Here is a 21,446-nt window from a genome sequence, read left to right on the forward strand (position 1 = left end):
CGTGTCCGACCTGTGCTGCGGCGGCGACGGGGTGCCCGAGCCCCGCCGGGGCCGCCCGACGCCGAACCTGACACCCGCGCCCGCGTCCCGGGCCCCCGCCTCGGTCACCTGCTCCTGCTGCTCGGGCGGCGACGCCCGCGGGCGCCCCCGCCCGGTCACCGCCGACAGTGCCTCCGACGGCGGTCACGCCGGTGCCGGTGAGACTGCCGACGCCGACGGCTGCGGCGACCCCACCTGCGGCGCCGGCGCCCCGGAACCGGAGGAGAACCCGGGCGCGTGGTGGAACTCGGCCACCGTCCGGTGGGCGGGCCTGGCCGGTGTCCTGTGGCTGTCCGGACTGGTCGGCGAGTGGCTCGCGCCGGTGCCGGTCCTGGCGACCGTGCTGTTCGCGGGGGCGATCGCGGCGGGCGGGTGGACCTTCGTCCCCGGCACCCTGCGCGCCCTGGTCCGTGGAAGGCTGGGTGTGGGCACGCTGATGACCGTGGCCATGGCCGGAGCCGTCCTGCTCGGCGAGGTGGGCGAGGCCGCGATGCTCGCCTTCCTGTTCTCCCTGGCCGAGGCCCTGGAGGACCATGCCGTGGCCCGCACCCGCCACGGCCTGCGCGCCCTGCTCGACCTGGTCCCGCCCCGGGCCACCGTGCTGCGCGAGGGCCGCGAGACCACCGTGGACCCCGCCGAACTCGACGTCGGGGACCTGCTCCTGGTCCGGCCCGGCGAGCGCATCGCCACCGACGGCGTCGTCCGCGCGGGCCGCTCCACCGTGGACACTTCCACCGTCACCGGTGAGTCCGTCCCCGTCGAGGCCGTCGAGGGGACCGGGGTGTTCGCCGGGACCGTCAACGGCGGCGGCGCCCTGGAGGTCGAGGCCAGCGCCCGGGTGGCCGACAACTCCCTGTCCCGCGTCGTGCACATCGTCGAACGCGAGCAGGCGCGCAGGGGCGCCGCCCAGCGCCTGGCCGCCCGGATCGCCCGACCCCTGGTGCCCGGCATCCTCGTCGCCGCGGCCCTGATCGCCGTCGCCGGTTCCCTGTTCGGCGACCCGGGGGTGTGGGTCGAGCGCGCCCTGGTGGTGCTGGTGGCCGCCTCCCCGTGCGCCTTCGCCATCGCCGTCCCCGTCACCGTGGTCGCCGCGATCGGCTCGGCGAGCCGGTCGGGCGTGCTGGTCAAGGGCGGGGCCGCCCTGGAGTCCTTCGGAACGGTGCGCGTGGTCGCCCTGGACAAGACCGGCACCCTCACCCGCAACGCGCCCGCCGTGGTGGCCGTCGCACCCGCGCACGGGCGCACCCGCGAGGAGGTCCTGGCCCTGGCCGCCGCGCTGGAGGCGCGCAGCGAACACCCGCTGGCCGCCGCGATCCTGGCCTCCCACCCCGACCCCGCACCCGCCCGGGACGTGGCGGCGGTGGCCGGAAACGGCCTGACCGGCACCTCGGCCGACGGCACGCCCCTGCGGCTCGGCCGGCCCGGCTACATCGACCCCGGGCCGCTGGCGCCGGAGGTGGCCCGACTCCAGGAACAGGGCGCCACCACCGTCCTGGTCGAGGCCGACGGCCGCCTGGTCGGCGCCGTCGCGATCCGCGACGAGCTGCGCGGCGAGGCCGCCGAGGCGGTCGCCGCCCTGCACCGCATGGGCGTGCGCACCGTGATGCTCACCGGCGACAACGAGCGCACCGCCCGCGCCCTGGCGGCGCGGGTCGGCATTGACGAGGTCCACGCCGACCTGCGTCCCGAGGACAAGTCGGCCCTGGTCAGCGCTCTGCGTCGCCACGGGCCGGTGGCGATGGTCGGCGACGGCGTCAACGACGCCCCCGCCCTGGCCACCGCCGACACCGGGGTGGCCATGGGCGCGATGGGCACTGACGTCGCGATCGAGACCGCCGACGTCGCCCTCATGGGCGAGGACCTGCGGGCGCTGCCCCGGGCCCTGGCCCACGCCCGCCGGGCCCGGCGGATCATGCTCCAGAGCCTGCTGTTGTCGGGGGCGATCCTGCTGGTCCTCATCCCGCTGTCGGCGTTCGGGGTGCTGGGTCTGGCGGCGGTCATCCTCACCCACGAGCTGGCCGAGGTCCTGGTCATCGCCAACGGAGTGCGCGCCGGGCGCCGCGCTCCGGTCACTGTCTCCCCTTCCGCCTCCTCGGACGCGGACGCCGCGCGGACACCGGAGCACACGTGAGCGCCGCCGTCACACCGGTCCCCTGCCGCCCACCCTCCTGGCGGTGCTGCTGCCCGTCGCGCCCTGCGCGGTGTCGCTGTCGGCGGTGGCATCGGCGAGCCGGTCTGTGGCATCGGTGAGCCGGTCTGTGGGGTCATGGACCCCGCAGGCGGCACGGGCGACCCCGTGTAGGCGCCGCCACGACGCCCCGTTCCCGCCCGCGCGGCGGGAGCGGGGCGTTCGCGTGCGCGGCGCGTTCCCGCGAGAGGAGGCGGACCGGCGCGTACGGGCCTGACCGACAAGGCGGGCCGAGCCCCGGGTCCGTGTGGACCGGAGGCCGCGCCTTGCCCCGAAATCACGGTCTCGCCCGGCCTTCCTCGGTACGGTCGAACCCTCACGCCGAGCGCATCCGGAGGTCACGTGCAGCCCTTGTCCCTCGCCCAGATCGCTACCGCCACCGGCGGCCGGGTCACCGACGCCGATCCCGCGACCCAGGTGACCGGGGTCGCCTTCGACTCCCGCGAGGCGATCCCCGGTGACCTGTTCGTCGCACTGCCCGGACAGGGCCGCGACGGACACGACTTCGCCCCGTCCGCCGTCGAGGCCGGGGCGGTCGCGGTGCTCGCCGCCCGCCCGCTCGGCCTGCCCGCCGTGGTGGTCGAGGACCCCCTCGCCGCGCTGGGCGCCTGGGCCCGCGCCCACGTCGAGGCGCTGGCGGACCTGGACGTGATCGCGGTGACCGGTTCCTCCGGCAAGACCTCCACCAAGGACCTCATCGCCCAGGTCCTCGACCGCGCCGGAGCCACCGTCTTCACGCAGGGGTCGTTCAACAACGAGATCGGCCTCCCGCTCACCGCCCTGGAGGCCACCGCCGACACTCGCCACCTGGTGGTGGAGATGGGCGCACGCGGGCAGGGGCACATCGCCTACCTCACCGGTATCACCCCGCCCCGGATCGGGGCGGTGCTCAACGTCGGCACCGCGCACGCCGGGGAGTTCGGCGGCCCGGACATGACCGCGAGGGCCAAGGGCGAACTGGTCGAGGCGCTGCCCGCCGCGGCCGAGGGCGGCGTGGCCGTGCTCAACGCCGACGATCCGCGGGTGGCCGCGATGTCCGCGCGCACGAAGGCCGAGGTGGTCACCTTCGGGGTGGAGCGCGCCGCGGACGTGTACGCCACCGGCGTCGCCCTCGACGGGCGGGGCAGGGCCTCGTTCACCCTGCACACCCCGGCCGGGCAGGCCCCGGTCCGCCTTCAGGTGGTGGGGGAGCACCAGGTGCCCAACGCGCTCGCCGCCGCCGCGGTGGCCGGGGCGGCGGGGATGGACGTCGAACAGATCGGCGGGGCCCTCACCGCGGCGGTGCCGGTGTCGGAGGGGCGGATGCGCGTCACCGAACGCCCCGACGGGGTGACGGTGGTCGACGACGCCTACAACGCCAACACCGACTCCACGAGCGCGGCGCTGCGCGCGCTGGCGCACCTGGGCCGTGAGAGCGGCGGACGCACGATCGCCCTGCTGGGGGAGATGCGCGAACTCGGGGACGGCTCGGAGCGGGAGCACCGCAGGGTCGGCGCGCTCGCCGCGTCGCTGGGCGTCGACGTGCTGGTCGCGGTGGGCCGGGCGGAGGCGCACGCGCTCGCGGACGAGTACGGGCCCGGCGGTCAGGTGGTCGCGGACAGGGACGCGGCCGGGGAGTGGCTGGAACGGTACGGCCTCCGGGCCGGGGACGTGGTGCTCGTCAAGGGCGCCAACGCCCTGAAACTGGGGGAACTCGCGGACGCGCTCGCGGCCCGGTAGGCGACCGGGGCCGGGCGGGGCCGCCACGCCGCCCCGCCCGGTGGGGCGCCCGTGGCCGCCGACCCGTCGGCGGAGGAGCGGCTTCGGAGGAGCGGATCTGGAGCAGCGGTGACGCGACCTCGTCGGCGGATGCGCCACAATCACCCGATGACCGACGACCGCTTCATGCTGATCCACGACCCCGAACTCCAGGCCAGGGGCGAACGCGTCTTGGGCGCCGAGTTCCGGGCGATGAGCGAGAGGGTGCTGCGGGCCACGGAGCTGACCTCCCGCCTCAACGTCCTCCCGTTCGACGACGAGGAGGGGAAGGCGGCGCTGTTCGAGCAGATCCTGGGCCGCCCCCTCCCGGCACGGGTGACGATCTATCCGCCCTTTTACACCGACCACGGCCTGCGCCTGGAGTTGGCCGAGCGCGTCTTCGTCAACCAGGGCTGCACGTTCCTCGACTACGCGGGCATTCGCCTGGGCGAGGGCGTGATGGTCGGCCCGAAGGCCACGTTCATCACGGTCGGCCACCCGGTGGACCCCGGCGAGCGGCGCCGGTTCCTCAGCGGCGCGCCCATCGACGTGGCGGAGAACGTGTGGATCGGCGCCGGTGCGACGATCCTGCCCGGCGTCAGCATCGGCCGCGACGCCGTGGTCGCGGCCGGGACGGTCGTGGCCGACGACGTTCCGGCCGCGAGCCTGGTGGCCGGGCCCAAGGGCACGGTGCGCCGACGCTGGTAGCGCCGGACCCCTCAGCCCGGACGCACGTTGCCCAGGAACCGTTCCACGGCGATCTCGATGACCACTCGGTTCGGGTTCTCCCGCGGCGTCTTGTAGCGCTCGCCGTAGCGGCGCACCGCCTCCGCCACCCGCTCGGGGTCGTCGGAGACCGTCGCGGAGCCCTCCACCGTGCACCACGCGCGCCCCTCCACCTGCGACACCGACACCCTGGCGCCGGGGTGGGCCGCGAGGTTGCGCGCCTTGTAGCTGCTGCCCGAGGAGATCACCCGTACCAGGCGCGCCTCGGCGTCGTAGGTCGCCCCCACCGGGACCTGGTGGATGGACCCGTCCGGGCGCGGCGACGCCAGCATGCACAGTCGCCGCTGCGCCCAGAACCGCGTGAATTCGTCCTCGTCCATCCTGTCCTCCCTGGTCCGACCGCCCCCAGCATCCCACCGCCCCGCCCCAGCCCTCCACCGGGGCGGGGACACCGCTGTGACCCGAGCGGTCTGGGCGGTCGGTGCCCGCTGACCGAAGCCCGGGGACGGGCACCGCGGCCGTCCCCGCCGGACATCCGGACCGCCGTCCACGCCCCGCATGCCGGTGGCCGACGAGCCGACACGCCACGGCCCGGGCACCACCTGCGCGGGGACCGGCAAGCCTGGCAGTGCGGGCGTTTCCACGCCACAATCGGCGCCATGACACGTACGCGGTGGGTCCGGGCGGGTGCCGCGGCGACCCTGTTCCTGGGCGCGGCGGCCGTCCTCCTGTGGCTCGTCGGCGGCCCCGACCCGCTCCGGGCACGGGCCGCCGCCGGTGTCGGCGCCGCCGCCGTGCTGACGCTCGCCGTGACCGCGCTCGCCCGGACGGGGCGGGCCGTGCCGCGCCCGACGGCACCGGCGACCGGCGAGGACGCGGCCAACACCCTCACCGGGCGCGTGAGCGGCGGCACCGTGATCCAGGGGCGCACCCTCACCGTGCACCAGCCGAGGCACCACACGGTCATCGACACGCAGATCGTCCACGCGCCGACCGCCGGGCCCGACTGGCCCGTCGTCGTCGGGGTCCTGCCCAACGAGGCCGACCACTTCCAGGAACGGGACCTGACCGGTCGGATGGACCACGCGGCCCGGGGCCGCCCCGGGGCCGTGCCGGGCCTGGTCCTGACGGGGATGGGCGGGGCGGGCAAGACCCAGCTGGCCGCCCACCACGCCCGCGCCCTCCTGGCGAAGGAGCGGGTCGACCTGGTGGTGTGGGTACCCGCGGCCGAGCGGTCCGCCATCACGCAGACCTACGCCGACGCCGCCCGCCGGGTCGTCTCCGGCCACGTGGACGAGGACCCCGAACGGGCGTCCCACCAGTTCCTCGCCTGGCTCCAGACCACCGACCGGCGCTGGCTGGTCGTGCTGGACAACCTCGACGTCCCCCGGCACGCGAGCGGCCTGTGGCCGCCCAACGCCACCCCCGCCGCCCACGCACCGGGGCCGCAGGGCCGCCTCGTGGTCACCACCCGCCGCACCGACACCGCACTGGCCGGTCGGGGCCGCACGTTCGTCGGCGTCGGCACCTACGCGCCGCCGGAGTCCCTCGCCTACCTGGCCACCGCGCTCCGCGACCTGCCCCGGGTACCCGGCGGAGCGGAGCTGAGGGCCCTGGCCGACGAACTGGGCCACCTGCCGCTCGCCCTGTCCCACGCCGCCGCCTACGTCCGCGACCGCAGGGACGGCATGACCTGCGACTCCTACCGCGCCCTGCTCCGGGACCGGCGGCGCACCCTGGCGAGGGTGTTCCCGGAGGGGGAGAGCCTGCCCGACGACGGATCCCGGACGGTGGCCGCCACCTGGGCGGTCTCCGTCGAGCACGCCGACACCCTGGCCCCCGAAGGGCTGGCGCGGCCGATGATGCGGCTGGTCAGCGTGCTGGACCCCACCGGCATCCCCGCCGCGGTCCTGACCTCGGAGCCCGTTCTGGACCACCTCCACCGTGCACGCCCCGACGGCCCGCGGCCCACCGCCCAGGACGCCGACGACGCCCTGTCCGCGCTGGCCAGACTGCACCTGGTCACCCGCACGGGGTTCGGACACGACGCCGTGGTGGGCGCGCACCGCCTCGTGCAGCGCGCCACCCGGGACCACCCCGCGACCGCCGTCGACCGCGACACCGTGCACACGGCCGCCGAGGCGCTCCTGTCGGTCTGGCCCGTGCGCGTGCACGCCAGCCCCCTGGGACAGCGGCTGCGCGCCAACGCCGCCGCGCTGGACGAGCACGGCGGCGAGTGGCTGTGGGGGGACGGCGCGCACCGGGTGCTGTTCGCGCTCGGGAGCAGCTTCGGCCGTTCCGGCGCGCTCTCCCAGGCCACGGCCCGGTTCGAGTCCCTGATGGAGGCCGCCGACCTCCGGCTGGGCCCCCGGCACCCGGACTCGCTGGCGGCCCGCCACGAACTCGTCCTGTGGCGCGGCATGGCGGGCGAGGCCACCGACGCCGCCCGGGGCTTCCGGGACCTGGCCGAGGACATGACGCGGGCCCTGGGCGCGGACCACCCCCAGACCCTGGTCACCCGGGTCCAGGCGGCGCGGTGGCGCGGACGGGCGGGTGACTCCCTAGGCGCGTGCGAGGCGCTGGAGGACCTTCTGCCGGGCCTGCTGCGCCGCCTGGGCCCCGACCACCCCGAGGCGCTCGCCGCGCGCGGCCACCTGGCCTCCCTGAAGGGTCGGGCGGGGGACGCCCGGGCCGCCTTCGAGACCTACCGGTCGCTGATCGGGGACCACCGGCGCGTGCTGGGCCCCGACCACCCGAGCACCATGGTCATCCGCGGCCAGACCGCCCGGTGGCGGGGGAGGGCGGGTGACGTCGACGGGGCCATCGCGGGCTTCGAGGCACTGCTCCCCGACCAGCTGCGCCTCCTGGGGCCCGGCCACCCCGACACCCTCAGCACCCGCGGCCAGATCGCCGCCTGGCGGGGCGTCCGAGGAGACCACGCGGGCGCGCTGGACGGGCTCGGCGAACTCCTGACGGACCAGGTCCGTTATCTGGGCGCCGACCACCCCCACGTCCTCACCACCCGCCACAGCCTGGCCCGTTTCCGCGGTGAGGCGGGCGATCCCGTGCGGGCGGCCGAGGCGATGGAGGCCCTTCTGCCCGACCAGCTGCGGATCCTGGGGCCCGACCACCCCAGGACCCGGGAGATCAGGGCCGACCTGGAGCTGTGGCACCGGAGGGCGCGGGCCGGCGGGGGAGGGTGACGCGGTGGCCCCGGCGGGGCCACCGCGCTCCCGGACGCCGCGCTCAGTCGGCGAGGTTGTCGATCAGCGCCGAGGTGACGTCCTTAGTGGAGGCGCCGCCGCCCACGTCCGCGGTCAGCACGCCCTGGGCGCACGTCGCCCGGATGGCCCGCTGCACTCGCGCGGCCTCCTCGTCCAGGCCGAAGTGCTCCAGCATGAGGGCGGCGCTGCCGACGGCGCCGATCGGGTTGCACACGCCCCTTCCGGCGATGTCGGGGGCCGACCCGTGCACCGGTTCGAACATGCTGGGGTAGCGGCGCTCGGGGTTGAGGTTGGCGCTGGCGGCCAGGCCCAGGCTCCCGGCCAGGGCGCTGCCGAGGTCGGAGAGGATGTCGGCGTTGAGGTTGGAGGCCACCACCACCGACAACTCCTCCGGGCGCAGGACGAACTTGGCGGACATGGCGTCGACCAGCACGCTCTCGGTCTCCACGTCGGGGTAGTCGGCGGCCACGCGTTCGAACACCTCGTCCCACAGCACCATGCCGTACTGCTGGGCGTTGCTCTTGGTCACCGACGACACCTTGCGCCGACCGCGGGTGCGGGCCAGGTCGAAGGCGAAGCGGATGATGCGCTCGCAGCCGGTCTCGGTGAAGACCGCCGACTGCACGGCCACCTCGCCGCCCCGGCCGCGGGCGGAGAAGTTGCGGCCGCCGAACCCGCCGTACTCGCCCTCGGAGTTCTCACGGACCACGACCCAGTCCAGTTCGGTGGTGTCGGCCTTGCGCAGGGGGCTGGTGACGCCGGGCAGGAAGTGGACGGGCCGGACGTTGGCCCACTGGTCGAAGCCCTGGCACAGGCGCAACCGCAGGCCCCACAGGCTGACGTGGTCGGGGACGGTGGGCCAGCCCACGGCGCCGAAGTAGAGCGCGTCGAACTCCCTGAGCCGTTCGGGGCCGTCGTCGTCGATCATCTTGCCGGTGCGGGCGTAGAAGTCCGAGCCCCACGGGAACTCCTGCCAGGTGAAGCCGAGGGTGCCGTGCGAGGCCGAGGCCAGGGCGTCGAGCACCTGGCGGCCCGCGTCGACCACCTCGCTCCCGACGCCGTCACCGGGGATGGCGGCGATGCGGAAGTGGCGGGTCTGGGTCATGTCTCCTCCGTCGGTCGGGTTCCCCGGAAGTCAAGCGCGCCGCCCCCGGCCGCGTCCAAGACGCATCGGCGATGTGACCCATAGGCGGTGCCTATGCCTGCGCGGAACCCCCCGGCTCCGCTTCCGGACGGGTCCTGGCGTAGTGCTCGGCGACGCCGAGGAAGGCCTGCGCGGCGGGCGTCATCCGCGAGGCGCGGCTGACGATGACGACGCGCAGGCGGGAGACCGGTTCGATGAGGCGGACCCGGGCGCCCATGCGCGTGGCGATGGGCTTCCAGGAGGAGGGCATGACGGCGTGGCCGAGCCCGGACAGCACCAGGGGCAGGATCGAGGTGCGGTGGTCGACCTCGGCGGCCAGGTGCGCGTCGGTGCCGCCCGCCAGGATGTCGTCCACGATCTGGCGCATGAGGCTGCCGCGCTGGGAGGCGATCAGCCGCAGACCGCCCAGGTCCGCGCGGTCGATCCGGTCCGGGACGGGACCGGTGCCGCCGGACACGGTCCGCTCCGGCGGGGCGCCCTCCTTCTCGGGCGGGGACAGCAGCACCAGGGGCTGCTCCTCCACCGGCAGCACCCTCAGGTCCGCGGTGCGCGGGTGGCCCGCCGAGCCCAGCAGCCCGATCTCGGCCGCCCCCGAGCGCACGTGCTGGACCACCTCCTCGGGGGTGAACGCCCCCGCCACGTTGACCGTCATCAGCGGGTACTCCCGCGCGAAGGAGGCCATCAGCGTCGTGAGCGGCTCGATCCCCGGGGAGGGCGTCGAGACCAGGTCCACCCGCCCCCGCCGCAGCCCGCGGGCCGAACGCGCGGTGTCGCGCACCGCCTCCAGGTCCCGGACCACCTGGCGGGCCGGTTCGATGAGGCGGGTGCCGGTGTCGGTCAGCACCACGCCCCGGCCCACCCGGTGGAACAGGTCCACGCCCAGCTCCCGCTCCAGACCCCCGATGGCCTGGGACAACGAGGGCTGGGCGATGTGCAGGTGCTCGGCGGCCCTGCCGAATCCGCCGTGGTCGACGATGGCCAGGAAGTAGGACAGCTGTCGCGCGTCCATGTCAGCTCACCCACCGATTCATAGGCGCAGTCTATGGGTCTGAGAGAAACTACGTCTTGGACGTGATGGCGGTCACACGTTGAGAGTGGTCTGCGCACCGACCGAAGGAGAGCGCATGTCATCGGAGACCACGCCCGCCGAGGAGCGGTTCGAACGGGGCCGGGCCACACTGGGGTGGGTCCTGGCCCCCGCGCTCGCGATCGTCTTCGCCCTGCTCCCGCTGGGGATGGACCGGCAGCAGCAGCTGCTCGCCGCGGTCCTGCTCGGGGTGATCGCCCTGTGGATCTGCGAGAGCGTGCCCATCCCGATCGGCGGCCTGATCGGGGTCGCCGCGATCGTCCTGCTGGGCGTGGCGCCCCCCGACGAGGTCCTGGCGCCCTTCGGGTCCACGACCGTGTTCACCTTCATCGGCGTGTTCGTCCTCGCGCAGGCCATGCTCAAACACGGGGTGGCGCGGCGCCTGGCCTTCTTCGTACTCGCCCTGCCCGGCGTGGGCTCCTCGACCACCCGGATCATCCTGGCCTTCGGCGCCATCACCTGCGTGGTCTCCAGCTTCATCTCCAACACCGCCACGGTGGCCATGCTCATGCCCACGGCGCTGGGCATCCTGGCGGTCATCGCCCGCCTGATGCAGGACCGCGGGGCGGTGCGCCCCGGCTTCGACCCCAGACGGCTGCGGGTGGGCGCCGCCCTGATGCTGATGCTCGCCTACGGGGCCAGCGTGGGCGGCCTGCTCACCCCGGTCGGGGCCCCGCCCAACCTCATCGGCCGCGCCCTCATCGAGGAGGCCACCGGCGAGCGCATCCCGTTCACGCAGTGGGTCCTGACGGCCCTGCCCCTGGTCGCGGGCATGTTCGCCGTGCTGGCCGTGGTGCTGCTGCTGATCAACCGCCCAGAGATCCGCCGCATCGAGGGCGTGACCGAGTACATCCGCGAGCAGCGCGCCGCCCAGGGGCCGATGGGCCGGGCCGAGAGGAACACGGTCCTCGCCTTCGGCACCACCGTCGTCCTGTGGCTCACCCCGGCCCTGGTCGGACTGTTCACCGGCACCGACGCCGCCCTGTACACGCTGGTCGACGACCGCCTCAACGACGGCATCGTCGCGGTCCTGGGCGCCTGTCTGCTCTTCGTGCTACCCGTCAGCTGGAAGCGGCGCGAGATGACCCTGAGCTGGAGCGACGCCGCGCGGATCGACTGGGGCACCATCCTGCTCTTCGGCACCGGCATCATCTTCGGCGCCCTGCTCTCCTCCACCGGGCTCGCGACCACGATCGGCCAGGCGGCCTCCTCGGGGCTGGGGATCACCAGCGCCCTGGCCATCACCGCGTTCGGCGTGGTCCTGGCGGTCGTCATCTCCGAGACCACCAGCAACACCTCCTCGGCGGCCGTGGTCGTGCCGATCGTCATCCCCCTGGCGGTGGCGGCGGGGGTCGACCCGTTCGTGCCCGCCCTCGCGGCGACGTTCGCGGCCTCCTTCGGGTTCATGCTGCCCGTCTCCACGCCGCAGAACGCCATCGTCTACGGCTCGGGCTGCGTGCCGATCACCCGGATGATCCGCTCCGGGATCTGCTTCGACGTCGTCGGCGCCGCCCTGATCATCGCTCTCGTCCCGGTCATGGTCGCGCTCACCGGCATCGGGGCCTGACCCGCCCCCGCGCGGCGGGGGGCCGCCCGGGCCGGTGTTCCGGGCGGCCCGCCGCTCCGCGTGGGCTCGTGGGTCATGGCGGGGTCTCCTCGTCGCGGCGTCACGGCCGCCCGAGCGTACTCTCCCTGGGCACCAGGGCGAACCCCGGGCGCACGCGGCGCGACTCGGCCGCGCCCTCCGCGCCGCCCTCCAGCCGGGCCAGCAGCGCGTCCACCGCGGCCCGCGCGATGGCCTGCTTGTGCGGCGCGATGGTGGTGAGGGCCGCCGTGCAGTAGCGGCCCTCCTCTATGTCGTCGAAGCCCACGACCGCGACGTCCTCGGGCACCCGCAGGCCGCGTTCGGTGAGCGTGCGCATGGCGCCGATCGCGATGAGGTCGTTGTAGCAGAAGACGGCGTCGGGCGCGGTCCCCGAGTCCAGGAGGCGGGCCATCGCCTGGGCGCCGTCCCGGCGCGTGTAGCCGTCGGTGCCGGCCACCAGGGCGTCGTCCGCCGCCGCCCCCGCCGCGGTGACGGTCTCGCGCCATCCGCGCAGGCGCAGGTGGGCGGGCTGGCGCGAGCGGCCGTGGCGGGCGCCGATGAAGGCGATGCGGCGGCGGCCCAGGTCGAGCAGGTGCCGGGTGGCGGTGCGGGCGGCGGCCACGTTGTCGATGGCGATGTGGTCGTAGGGCGCCTCGTACTCGCGCTCGCCCAGCAGGACCAGGGGGGCGTCGTGCCCGCGCGCGAGCAGGTCCTCGTTCTCCAGCTCGATCGGGCTCAGGATCAGCCCGTCGATCAGCCGGGCGCGGAAGCCCTGCGCGAACAGCACCTCCTGGTCCCTGCGGCCGTAGGTGTGGTCGAGGAGGACGATGAGGTCGAGCCCGGCGGCGTAGTTGATCACGGCGTCGGCGAGTTCGGCGAAGTAGGGGTTGCCCAGCTCGGGCAGGGCCAGCGCGATGATGCCGGTGCGGCCCTTGCGCAGGTGGCGCGCGGTCAGGTTGGGCCGGTAGCCGAGTTCGTCGATGACCTGCTGCACGCGCTGGCGGGTGGCGGGTGTGACGTGGCGGTAGCCGTTGACCACGTTGGACACCGTCTTGACCGAGACGCCCGCGTGTTCCGCGACGTCCTTCAGGCTGATGGCCACAGCGTCTCCTCCGCACATGGTGCACACGTGCACGACCGTGCGCGTCCCCGCCGCCCCGGCGGCGTTCCCGCGCCGCCCGCTGGCCTCCCGCCGCCGTCGCCGTCCCGACGATCGTCCGCCTGCACGCGCATCCGTGCGTTCTCCGGCGATTTTTCTATCGTTATACAGCACGTGACGGCCCTCCGTGCGACGCTTCCGCCCGGGAACTCTCCCGATCGCGCGCTCCGGAGCCGCTCCGGTCAGGGTTCTTCCGGTCGGGTTTCCGTGTCCGGGCAGGCCGGTGTGACCGGGGTCTCATCATGTGGAGGTCGGTTTTCTCACGTTGTAAAAGACGCGACGGCGCCGCGCACGGCCCCTCCGCCCCGGACCACGGGACGCGGCGGGCACGGGGAAGCCCCGGGCAGCGGCCGCGGTCCAGTACCGCGTCCGCGGCCGTCCAGCGGGCCGTCCAGCGGTGCGTCGAGTCCGCCCTCCCATCCTCACGGTGACGGCCGCATCCGTGCGGAATCTGCTGGAAGGGAGCTTCGGATGGGGAACTCGGAATGGGCCCGCGCGCCGATCGGGATGGACGCGGGGCGGTGGACCACCTGGGGCGGGTGCCGCCGGGTGCTGGCCGTGGCGTGCACGGTCGCCGACGCGCAGCGTTTGATGGACCCGGTGGCGACCGTGGCCTCCGACCCGCGCGTACAGGTGGTCTTCACGGTCGCGCCCGACCAGGTGTTCGGGGCCGGGCTCGCCACCTGGCTGGCGCGGGCCGGGGTCGTGGTGGTGCCCTGGCAGCAGGCGGTCAACACCCGCTTCGACCTCGCCCTGGCGGCCAGCACCAGCCGCGTCCTGGACCGGATCCACGCGCCCGTGGTGCTGTTCTCGCACGGCGTCGGCTTCAACAAGCTCACCCCCGCCCACCTGGGCGGACAGGGCTTGCTCGCCCGCGCCACCTACGGCCTGGGACGCGAGGGCCTGGTCCGGGACGGCCGCCTGGTCGCGGAGCGGATCGCGCTCGCCCACGACGACGAGGCCCTGCGCCTGGCCTCCGCGTGCCCCGAGGCGGTCGGCGGCGCCCGCGTCGTGGGGGACGCCGCCGCGGACCGGATCCTGGCCTCGTTGGAGCGGCGCCCGTGGTGCCGGTCCCAGCTCGGTCTGGGCCCCGACGACGTGTGGGTGGTGGCGGCCTCCACCTGGGGGCCCTCGTCGCTGCTGGGGTCCCGGCGAACCCTGCTCGGACGCCTGGTCGTGGACGCGGTGTCCGCGTCCTGCCGGGTCGGTCTGCTCGTGCACCCGAACGTGTGGGCCGCCCACGGCGACTGGCAGGTGCACCAGTGGCTGGGCCCGCTCATCGCCCAGGGGCTGGAGGTGGTGCCGGTCGACGCCGAATGGGCCAGCGCCCTGGCCGCCGCCGACGCGGTGGTGGGGGACCACGGTTCCACCACCGTCTACGCCACCCTGACCGGACGGCCCGTGCTGGTGGCCGACGACGGGCGGGCGGACGTGGACACGGCCTCGCCCATGGGGCAGGTTCTGCGCACCCTTCCGGCCGTGCGCGGGGACGCCCCGCTCGTGGGCCGGGCCCTGCGCTCCGTGGAGGCCGCCGAGCGGGAGGCGCTGCGCGCCGTGGCCGCGCGGATCACCTCCCACCCCGGCCGCTTCGCCCAGCGCACGCGCGCGGTGCTCTACGAGGTCCTGGGGTTGGACGAACCCGACATCCTGCCCGCCGCGCGCCCGCTGCGTCCGCTGGGCTGGGACATGCGCGGGTGGGCGGCGTGACCCCGGAGGCCTCCCCGGTAGGGGCCCGGCACACGGCGGCCGCCGACGCCGGGGAGCACGCGTTCACCGCCGACCCGTCCCGGGGGCTTCTTCCCGCGGGAGCGGGGGCTCCCGATCCGTTCCCGGAGAGCCTTCCCGTGGGAACGAGGACTTGCGCTCCGCGCCGGGAACGCGTCCTCGCGGTGCCGGGCGCCCCCGACCCGCTCCGGGGGCACCTCCCCGCCGGGCTGGACGCCCCTTTCATCGCCGACCCGTGCCACCCGTCCGAGCGGCCGGACATCGCCGACGTCCTCCTGTGCCGCTGCGGGCGCGTGTCCCCCTCGCCGCGGGAGACGGGGCTCGCACTGCTGCGCGCCCACCCGGGCTGCCTGGTGGCCGCTGTGCACGGCCCCGACGGCCGGGGCGTCCTGGCCACCCCCCGGGGGCTCGTCCTCGTCACACCGGTCGCCCCCGCCGGAGGCGCCGCTCGCGGCGCGGACCGGTGGGGGACGGTCGCGGCCGCGGCCCTCGTGTACGCGTGGCTGGTCAGCGGTCGCGACCCGGCAGCGCTCCCCGACACCGTGCTCAGGTCCGCACGGAACCCGTCCGTCCCCCCACCACCCGACACCGGCGGAGACGGCGCCCCCGCCCCGGAACCCGCCCCCGTCCCGGGAGGGCCGCCCGTCCACGAGGTGTGGGTGCGAGCCGAACCCCGGTGACGGGGTCATCCCAACGCCTCCAGGCGTTCCTCCACACGCAGTCTGGCCGGGTCCGTCGGCAGCAGCAGCTCCACCGCCCGCTCGTAGGCCTCGCGGGCCCGGCCCGGCTCCCCGCGGCGTTCGGCGAGTTCCCCGATCGCCTCCAGGGCCTTGCCCTGGCCGGAGGCCGAGCCGCGCTCGCGCATCACCTCCAGCGCCCGGTCCAGTTCCGCCGATGCGGACGCGAACTCCTCCATGGCGGCGAGGACGGTGCCCAGGACGATCCTGGTCCGGGCCTGGTTGTAGGCGTCCCCGTCCAGGAGGGGGAGGGCGCGCTCCAGGGCCAGGCGGGCCGGGCCGAGGTCCCCGAGGGCGTGGCGGGTCCGGCCGAGCATGAACAGGCTGATGGCCAGGTTGTGGGCGACCCCGGTCCGCTCGTCCGTCGCCACGGCCCGGGCGAGGTGGTCGGCGGCCTGCCCGGGGAGGTGGTTCTGGAAGGCCACGATGCCCCGGCGCTGCTGGGTCTGGGCCAGGCGTTCCAGGTCCTGGTGGCGCCGCCAGACCCGTTCGGCGGCGTCCAGGTCGGCCATCGCCTCCTCGACGCCGGCGAGGTGGCTGTGCACCAGCGCGCGGTTGTTCAGCAGCCGCGCGACCGTCGTCTCCTCCAGGTCGGCCGAGGGCTCCCCGAGCACGGGCGCGGCGGCACGCAGCCACAACCGCGCCTGACCGTGGTGCAGGAACAGCGACCACAGGCCGTCCAGCAGGCGCGGCACGTGCTCGTGCGCTCCCAGCCGCGGCGCCAGTTCGGCCAGGGCGGCGAGGTTGTCGCGCTCCCGGTTGAGCCAGGCCGTGGCCTGCGCGGCGTCGGTGAAGGGTGAGCCCGGCACCGCCCGGTTGCCCGCGTAGGGCCGCAGCACGGCGTCGGCCGACACCGCCAGGTCGGCGAACCCGGACACCAGCCGCGTCAGCGACCGGTGGCGGGCGCCGGAGTCCTCCTCGGCCTCGGCCTTCTCCGCGGCGTGCAGGCGCAGCAGGTCGTGGAAGGAGAAGCGTTCGGCGCTGTGCTCGGTCAGCAGGTGGTGGCGGGTGAGGGCGGCCAGCCCCGCCTCGCACTCGGCCGCCGGGCGGCCGGTGAGGTGGGCGGCCAGCTCACCGGTGACGTCGGGGCCCGGGTGCCAGGCCAGACGCCGGTAGAGCAGGGCGGGAAAGACCGGGAGGGAGGCGTAGGACAGGTCGAAGGCGTTGCGCACGGACACGTCCATACCCATTTCCCTGCTCGCGGTGTCCAGGTGGTCGAGCCGACGGGGGGCGGAGCGCAGGCGCCGCTCGGTGTCCCGCCAGGTCCGGCTGCGGGTGCCGTGGTCGACGGCGACCGTGCACACGGCCACCGGCAGCGCCGAACACAGGGTGACGACGCCGTGCATGGCCTTCCGGTCGGCCTCTCCGGCGGGGGAGCGGCCGCTGAGTTCGGAGAGCAGGGCCACCCCCTCGGCCCCCGTCATCGGATGCAGGTCCACGAACTGCCCGCCGTCCAGGCGCAGCCCGGCCAACCGCAGACGCGTGGTGACCACCACCGTGCCGCGGTCGCCCCCGGGCAGCAGGGCGCGGACCTGGGCGGCGGAGAGGGCGTCGTCCAACAGCAGCGACACGGGCGCGTGCGCGGTGGCCGACCTCCACCAGGCCGCGCGTGTGGCGAGGTCCGCCGGTGCCGTCCCGATCTGCACGCCCACGGCGCGGAGCAGCACGTCCAGCACGTCGTGGGGGTCGGCGGGCTGTCCGGGGGAGAAGCCGTGCAGGTCCACGAACAGCTGTCCGCCGCCGCCCAGTTCCGGGTGCGCGCGCAGGAACTCCGCCGCCAACGCGGACTTGCCCACCCCCGCCGAGCCCGTGATCACCACCAGTGCGTGGCGGCCCCGGGCGTGGGCGCGAGACACGGCCGCCTCCAGCGCCCGCATCGGATGGGGCCGGTCCACGAAGACGGCGGGCGCTGCGGGGAGTTGGCGGGGGACGCGGTCGGCCGCGGATGCCAGGTGCAGGTTCACGTCCCCGCGGAGCGAGCCGACCTGGACGGCGGTTCCGCTGATGTCGCCGCGCACGGTGTTGGTCCGGACGCTTGGGTCGTTGGTCGGGGAGGTGTGACCGGGGGAGTCCACGTGGTCTCCTAAAACACCTGTGACAAATGGTGTGTAAGGGGCTCCTGGTGAGCCGGGTTTCAGTCCTCTCCAGCCAGTGTTGAATTTCTTTCTTCGAAGGGCAACTTGCTGATCGTTCGGGTTAGTCCCGGGCGAGGTTTGTGTCTTGCATATGCACGTGCTAATGCGTTCGCTTATGCAAGAATGCGAGGTCATGGCCAGCCAGGACACGGTTTGATGCAGTATGAGAGGCCCGCCGCTTTGGGCGGCGGGCCCCTCTCGAATGCGCCTAAGGGGTTAGGCAGATGTCGCCGCAGGGATAAGGGGAGCACCCCAAATAACCAGCCAGGTCATTGCGACCAGGACCGAAAGCGCGGCTACAGTAGGAGAGCTCATCGGACTCTTTCTTTGTCGGTTCTTGCATCGTTTAGATCGCGCTGCTATGGAATCGTGAGGTGTTCGGTGAGGGCGGGGCGTTCCAGTGGCCTCTGGGCGTCCCGCCACTTGCCGTGCTATAAGCACGCAGACCGGTGAACGAGTACCGAGCTGGCTCTGAGCATGCCAAATCCTATCTTTGGCGACGGGTGCGCGCGCCAGAAAAAGCCGGTCCGTTATGTGTTGCCCAGAGTTTCGAGCAGCGACCGGGTGATCTGAGCCTCGGGAGCCTGAAGTGCCTCGAAGATTTCCGCGGCCTGGCGCAGGCACGCATTCGCTTCGCTCCGCTCACCGTGGACACTGAGGTGTTGGCCCAGAGCGAGCAGGGCTGTGGCGTGCTCCTTGCGCAGACCGTGCTGCCGCGCCGTCGAGGCGGCCTGGCGCAGGTGGGTTACCACGTCATGGTGCCGTCCGGCCGTCCCCTCCAGTCGGGCCAGGCCCAGTAGAGACTCGGTCCGCGCCGGAGGAGTGATGAACCCGCGCATTGCCAGAGCGCGACAGAAGCAGAGGCGGGCCTGGTCCGGCTGGTTGGCTGCGGCGTGTGCTGTGCCCAGGTTCGTCAGGATCGTGCTCTTGGCCCAGGGGTCTCCGAAGGATTCGAGGATCTTCAACGATTCCTGAAGACGCGATACGGCCTGCTCCGGCCGCTCCCGGTGCAGGGACAGCTTGCCCAGATTCGTCAGAGCGACGGCCGCCCTGCGCCTGTCACCGCGCCGACGGGCGGTCACCAGGACCTTTTCGCACAGCGACCAGGACTGGTGGTGGTACCCCAGTTGTTGGAACGCGCCCGCCAGGTTCAGTTGCATCTCCATGAGCAACTGCTGGTCCTGTGAGCGTTCCAGCAGGGTCGACGCGTCACTGAAGTCCGCGATCGCCTCGTGGGACGCGCTCACGGCGAAGTGGCACAGCCCGCGCACACGCAGGCAGAACACTATTCCGGGGCGGTGTCCGCGCGCCTCGAACGTCTCCAGAGCCCGTTCGACGAGGGCCCGGCTGCCCGCGTAGTCGTTGGCGACGTAGGAGATCATCGCCCCTTGGGCCACGGCCCACGCCTGTCCCAGGACGTCCCCCGCCTCGGACCACCGCTCATGGGCCGAACGGCTGTGTTCTCCGGCGCGGTCCACCTCTCCCACGCGCAGAAGGGCGCGGGCCAGGTCGAAGTGGGCCCTGGCCCGCTCACGGTCCTCCCCCTGATCGCGTGCCCACTCCACCATGGCGGTGTGCAGGGTGACCGCCTCGGACCAGGGACCGTGCGCGTCCATGTGGTCGCACACCACCCGCGCCAGTCGCAGGGCGGTGCGGCCCGCGCCGTGCCGGTCCGCCTCCGACAGCATGGTGAGCACGGTCGCCAGTTCGCGCCGGAACCACGCCATGGCCCTCTCCTCCGGCCATCGCTCCCCGATGGGAAGTGGCTCGTGGTCGTCGCGCCCGGGCCGGTGCGGGTGCAGGGCCCGGTCGGCCAGGCTCGTCAACGACAGGTAGGCCGCGTGCATCCTCTGCTTGGCCGCATGGGCCCGCTCCGGGGACAGACCGTCGCGCGCGCGGTGGCGGGCGTGAACCTGGAGCAGGGCGTGCATCTCGAAGCGATCGGGTTCGGGCTCGTTCAGGAGGTGGGCGCTCACCAGGTCCATGAGGGCCTGCCGTGAGGCGTGCTCGTCGGGGCCGACCAGCGCCGCCGCCACCCGCCCGTCCATACCGCGGGTGGGGTGCAGGCCGAGCAGGAGGAAGGCGTCACGGGCCCTCGGGTCCATGGCGTCCACGGACACGTCGAAGATGCGTGAGAGGTCCCGACCCCCCACCCGGAAGGCGCTCAGTCCCGGGAAGGACGGTGAGGGCAGCCGGTGCAGCAGGTCGCGCGGCGACCACGACGGATGGAACTGGGCCAGGTTCGCCACGAGCCCGACGGCTATCGGCAGCCTGTCGCACCGGTCGATGATCTCGGCGAGGGTGTCGGCCTCCTCCTCGCCCCACGGCCGGTCGAGGGCGGCGGTGAACATCTCGGTGCACTCCTCGTCGGAGGGAAGCCCGAGCGGCAGGTGGTCGGCGCCCTCCACCTCCGGGAGGAAGAAGCGGCTGGTGATCACGACCGCGCACCGGGTCCCGCTGGGGAGCAGCGGAAGGACCTGTTCGGCGCTGGCGGCGTCCTCCAGGAGGAGCAGCAGGCGCATCGACCGCGTGTGCTCGCGCCACAGAGCGACGCGTTCGGCCAGGCTCAGCACGGTGGGCGGCACCGGCACGCGCAGCAGGCGCATGAGTTCGGTGAGGGCCTCCTCCGCGCTCAGCGGAGCGGCCCGCTCGTCGTGCCCGCGCAGGTCCACCGACAGCCGCGCGTCGGGGTAGAGGTCCTTGACGCGGTGGGCCACGTGCAGGCTCAGTTGGCTCTTGCCCACCCCCGCCATCCCGCAGACGACCCACAGGTGCGCGAAACCGGACTCCGTCTCCCGCAGCCGCGAGCAGAGCAGGCGGGTCTGCGCGGTGCGCCCCCGGAAGTGCCGGGGCTCGCGCGCCAGGTTGTCCACGATCGTGCGCGGCCTCCCGGCCGCGGGAGGCGGGGCCTGCGACCCGCCGACCCCGTCCGACCCGCCGTCCCCGTCTGACCCACCGTCCCCGACCGGACCGGCGGTGGCCCGCAGCAGCAGTTCGAACCGCCGCCGCAGCGCCGGGGAGGGGTCCACGCCCAGCTCCTCCGACAGCCGCTCCCGCAACCGCTGGTAGGCCGCGAGGGCGTCGGCCGTCCGGCCCAGGGCGTGCAGCCCGTGCAGGAGGTGGCCGTGCAGGGACTCGTTGACGGGGTAGGCGACCAGGGCCGAACCCAGGGCCTCCACCGCCTCCGCGTGGTCGCCCTCGGCGATGGCCAGCGAGGCCCACACCGCCAGCGCGTCCTGGTGGGAGCGTTCCATGGACACGCGCAGCTGTTCGACCCAGCGTCCGCCCACACCGGGCAGCGCGGGCCCCTTCCACAGCGCCAGCGCCTCCTCCAGGGCCGCGCGCGCCTCGGCGGAGCGGCCCGCCTGGTGCAGGGCGCGGGCGCGTGAGCGCAGGCTCCGGAAGCGCTCCCAGTCCAGCGCCTGGGCGGGGAGGCGCAGCAGGTAGCCCTCGGCGGTGTGGGTCAGGATGCCGCGGTCCAGCCCGGCCGCCTCGATCTTGCCCCGCAGGCGCGTGACGTAGGTGTGCAGTGTGCTGCGGTAGCCCTCCGGGGGAGAGCCGTTCCAGAGCCGGTCGGCCAGCTCCCGAAGGGGTAGCCGTCCCGGGCCCGTCAGTGCCAGGGCGGCGAGGAGCGCGCGTTCCTTGCCCGTGGTCGGGGTGACGCGGCGTCCGTCGCTGCTCAGATGGATGGAGCCCAGAACACAGAGTCTCACCGGCGGATCCTTGGGAAGTGCCCCCGTTTATTGCTCTCGCCTATATGTGTGCCCTGCTGGGATTGTTGAAACTTCTTTTGGTCCCTTTGTAATGGTGCTCGATATTCTGCACGTGCATTTTCTGGTGAAAGTACTTATCGGCAATATCGAATGTTGCCGGAGGTGGCCTGTGTGGTTTATGTGTGCCCGGATGGCGGTGGGTGTTCCTGTCCTTTCCTCCGGAAGACGTGCTGGTGAGGTGGGTTGC

Annotated in this window: 13 protein-coding genes; 7 read left to right on the plus strand and 6 right to left on the minus strand. The window is 74.1% G+C overall.

The features are described 5' to 3' along the window. Nucleotide 1: 1 nt before the first annotated feature. From UIS43_RS02660 to UIS43_RS02670, 3 genes are all read left to right on the plus strand, one after another. Complete coding sequence (locus UIS43_RS02660; protein ID WP_370012338.1) at nucleotides 2–2,170, plus strand: heavy metal translocating P-type ATPase; 2,169 nt, start codon at nucleotides 2–4, stop codon at nucleotides 2,168–2,170. A 399-nt stretch (nucleotides 2,171–2,569) separates the two neighbouring features. Next, nucleotides 2,570–3,946: a UDP-N-acetylmuramoyl-tripeptide--D-alanyl-D-alanine ligase gene (murF, locus tag UIS43_RS02665; protein ID WP_013152828.1), complete on the plus strand. Its 1,377-nt coding sequence runs from the start codon at nucleotides 2,570–2,572 to the stop codon at nucleotides 3,944–3,946. Nucleotides 3,947–4,093: 147 nt separating this feature from the next. Continuing rightward, nucleotides 4,094–4,672 (plus strand): DapH/DapD/GlmU-related protein, encoded by a 579-nt coding sequence (locus tag UIS43_RS02670; RefSeq protein WP_041552608.1) that lies wholly within the window; start codon nucleotides 4,094–4,096, stop codon nucleotides 4,670–4,672. 11 nt (nucleotides 4,673–4,683) lie between these two features. Here the strand turns inward: UIS43_RS02670 and UIS43_RS02675 are convergent, their stop codons facing one another. Continuing rightward, nucleotides 4,684–5,070 (minus strand): pyridoxamine 5'-phosphate oxidase family protein, encoded by a 387-nt coding sequence (locus UIS43_RS02675; protein ID WP_013152830.1) that lies wholly within the window; start codon nucleotides 5,068–5,070, stop codon nucleotides 4,684–4,686. Between the two features lie 279 nt (nucleotides 5,071–5,349). On the opposite strand from UIS43_RS02675, the gene UIS43_RS02680 reads away from it, so the two are divergent. After that, nucleotides 5,350–7,893, plus strand: coding sequence for a tetratricopeptide repeat protein (locus tag UIS43_RS02680; RefSeq protein WP_370012341.1), 2,544 nt, complete (start codon nucleotides 5,350–5,352; stop codon nucleotides 7,891–7,893). Between the two features lie 43 nt (nucleotides 7,894–7,936). On the opposite strand, the gene UIS43_RS02685 is transcribed toward UIS43_RS02680, so the two are convergent. Together UIS43_RS02685 and UIS43_RS02690 are read right to left on the minus strand one after the other, a co-directional pair. After that, complete coding sequence (locus UIS43_RS02685) at nucleotides 7,937–9,019, minus strand: tartrate dehydrogenase (protein ID WP_370012343.1); 1,083 nt, start codon at nucleotides 9,017–9,019, stop codon at nucleotides 7,937–7,939. Nucleotides 9,020–9,110: 91 nt separating this feature from the next. After that, complete coding sequence (locus tag UIS43_RS02690; protein ID WP_071621984.1) at nucleotides 9,111–10,067, minus strand: LysR family transcriptional regulator; 957 nt, start codon at nucleotides 10,065–10,067, stop codon at nucleotides 9,111–9,113. Between the two features lie 115 nt (nucleotides 10,068–10,182). Between UIS43_RS02690 and UIS43_RS02695 the strand changes: the two genes are divergently transcribed. Beyond that, nucleotides 10,183–11,712: a DASS family sodium-coupled anion symporter gene (locus tag UIS43_RS02695; RefSeq protein WP_370012345.1), complete on the plus strand. Its 1,530-nt coding sequence runs from the start codon at nucleotides 10,183–10,185 to the stop codon at nucleotides 11,710–11,712. A gap of 100 nt (nucleotides 11,713–11,812) precedes the next feature. Here UIS43_RS02695 and UIS43_RS02700 read toward each other — a convergent pair whose 3' ends face one another. After that, nucleotides 11,813–12,832 carry a LacI family DNA-binding transcriptional regulator gene (locus UIS43_RS02700; RefSeq protein ID WP_071621986.1) on the minus strand — a complete coding sequence of 340 codons (1,020 nt, stop codon included), beginning with the start codon at nucleotides 12,830–12,832 and terminating at the stop codon, nucleotides 11,813–11,815. Nucleotides 12,833–13,360: 528 nt separating this feature from the next. On the opposite strand from UIS43_RS02700, the gene UIS43_RS02705 reads away from it, so the two are divergent. After that, a complete protein-coding gene (locus tag UIS43_RS02705; protein WP_019607547.1) occupies nucleotides 13,361–14,596 on the plus strand; it encodes a hypothetical protein in 1,236 nt (411 codons plus the stop codon). Between the two features lie 137 nt (nucleotides 14,597–14,733). Further along, nucleotides 14,734–15,294 (plus strand): hypothetical protein, encoded by a 561-nt coding sequence (locus UIS43_RS02710; RefSeq protein ID WP_358171202.1) that lies wholly within the window; start codon nucleotides 14,734–14,736, stop codon nucleotides 15,292–15,294. A 5-nt stretch (nucleotides 15,295–15,299) separates the two neighbouring features. On the opposite strand, the gene UIS43_RS02715 is transcribed toward UIS43_RS02710, so the two are convergent. Together UIS43_RS02715 and UIS43_RS02720 are read right to left on the minus strand one after the other, a co-directional pair. Then, on the minus strand, nucleotides 15,300–17,426 hold the full coding sequence (locus UIS43_RS02715; RefSeq protein WP_370012349.1) for a tetratricopeptide repeat protein: 2,127 nt from the start codon (nucleotides 17,424–17,426) through the stop codon (nucleotides 15,300–15,302). 590 nt (nucleotides 17,427–18,016) lie between these two features. Beyond that, a complete protein-coding gene (locus tag UIS43_RS02720; protein ID WP_370012351.1) occupies nucleotides 18,017–21,199 on the minus strand; it encodes a BTAD domain-containing putative transcriptional regulator in 3,183 nt (1,060 codons plus the stop codon). Nucleotides 21,200–21,446 lie beyond the last annotated feature (247 nt).

Origin of the sequence: Nocardiopsis sp. LDBS0036 (genome assembly GCF_041228755.1) — a bacterium.
Taxonomy (GTDB): Bacteria; Actinomycetota; Actinomycetes; order Streptosporangiales; family Streptosporangiaceae; genus Nocardiopsis; species Nocardiopsis dassonvillei.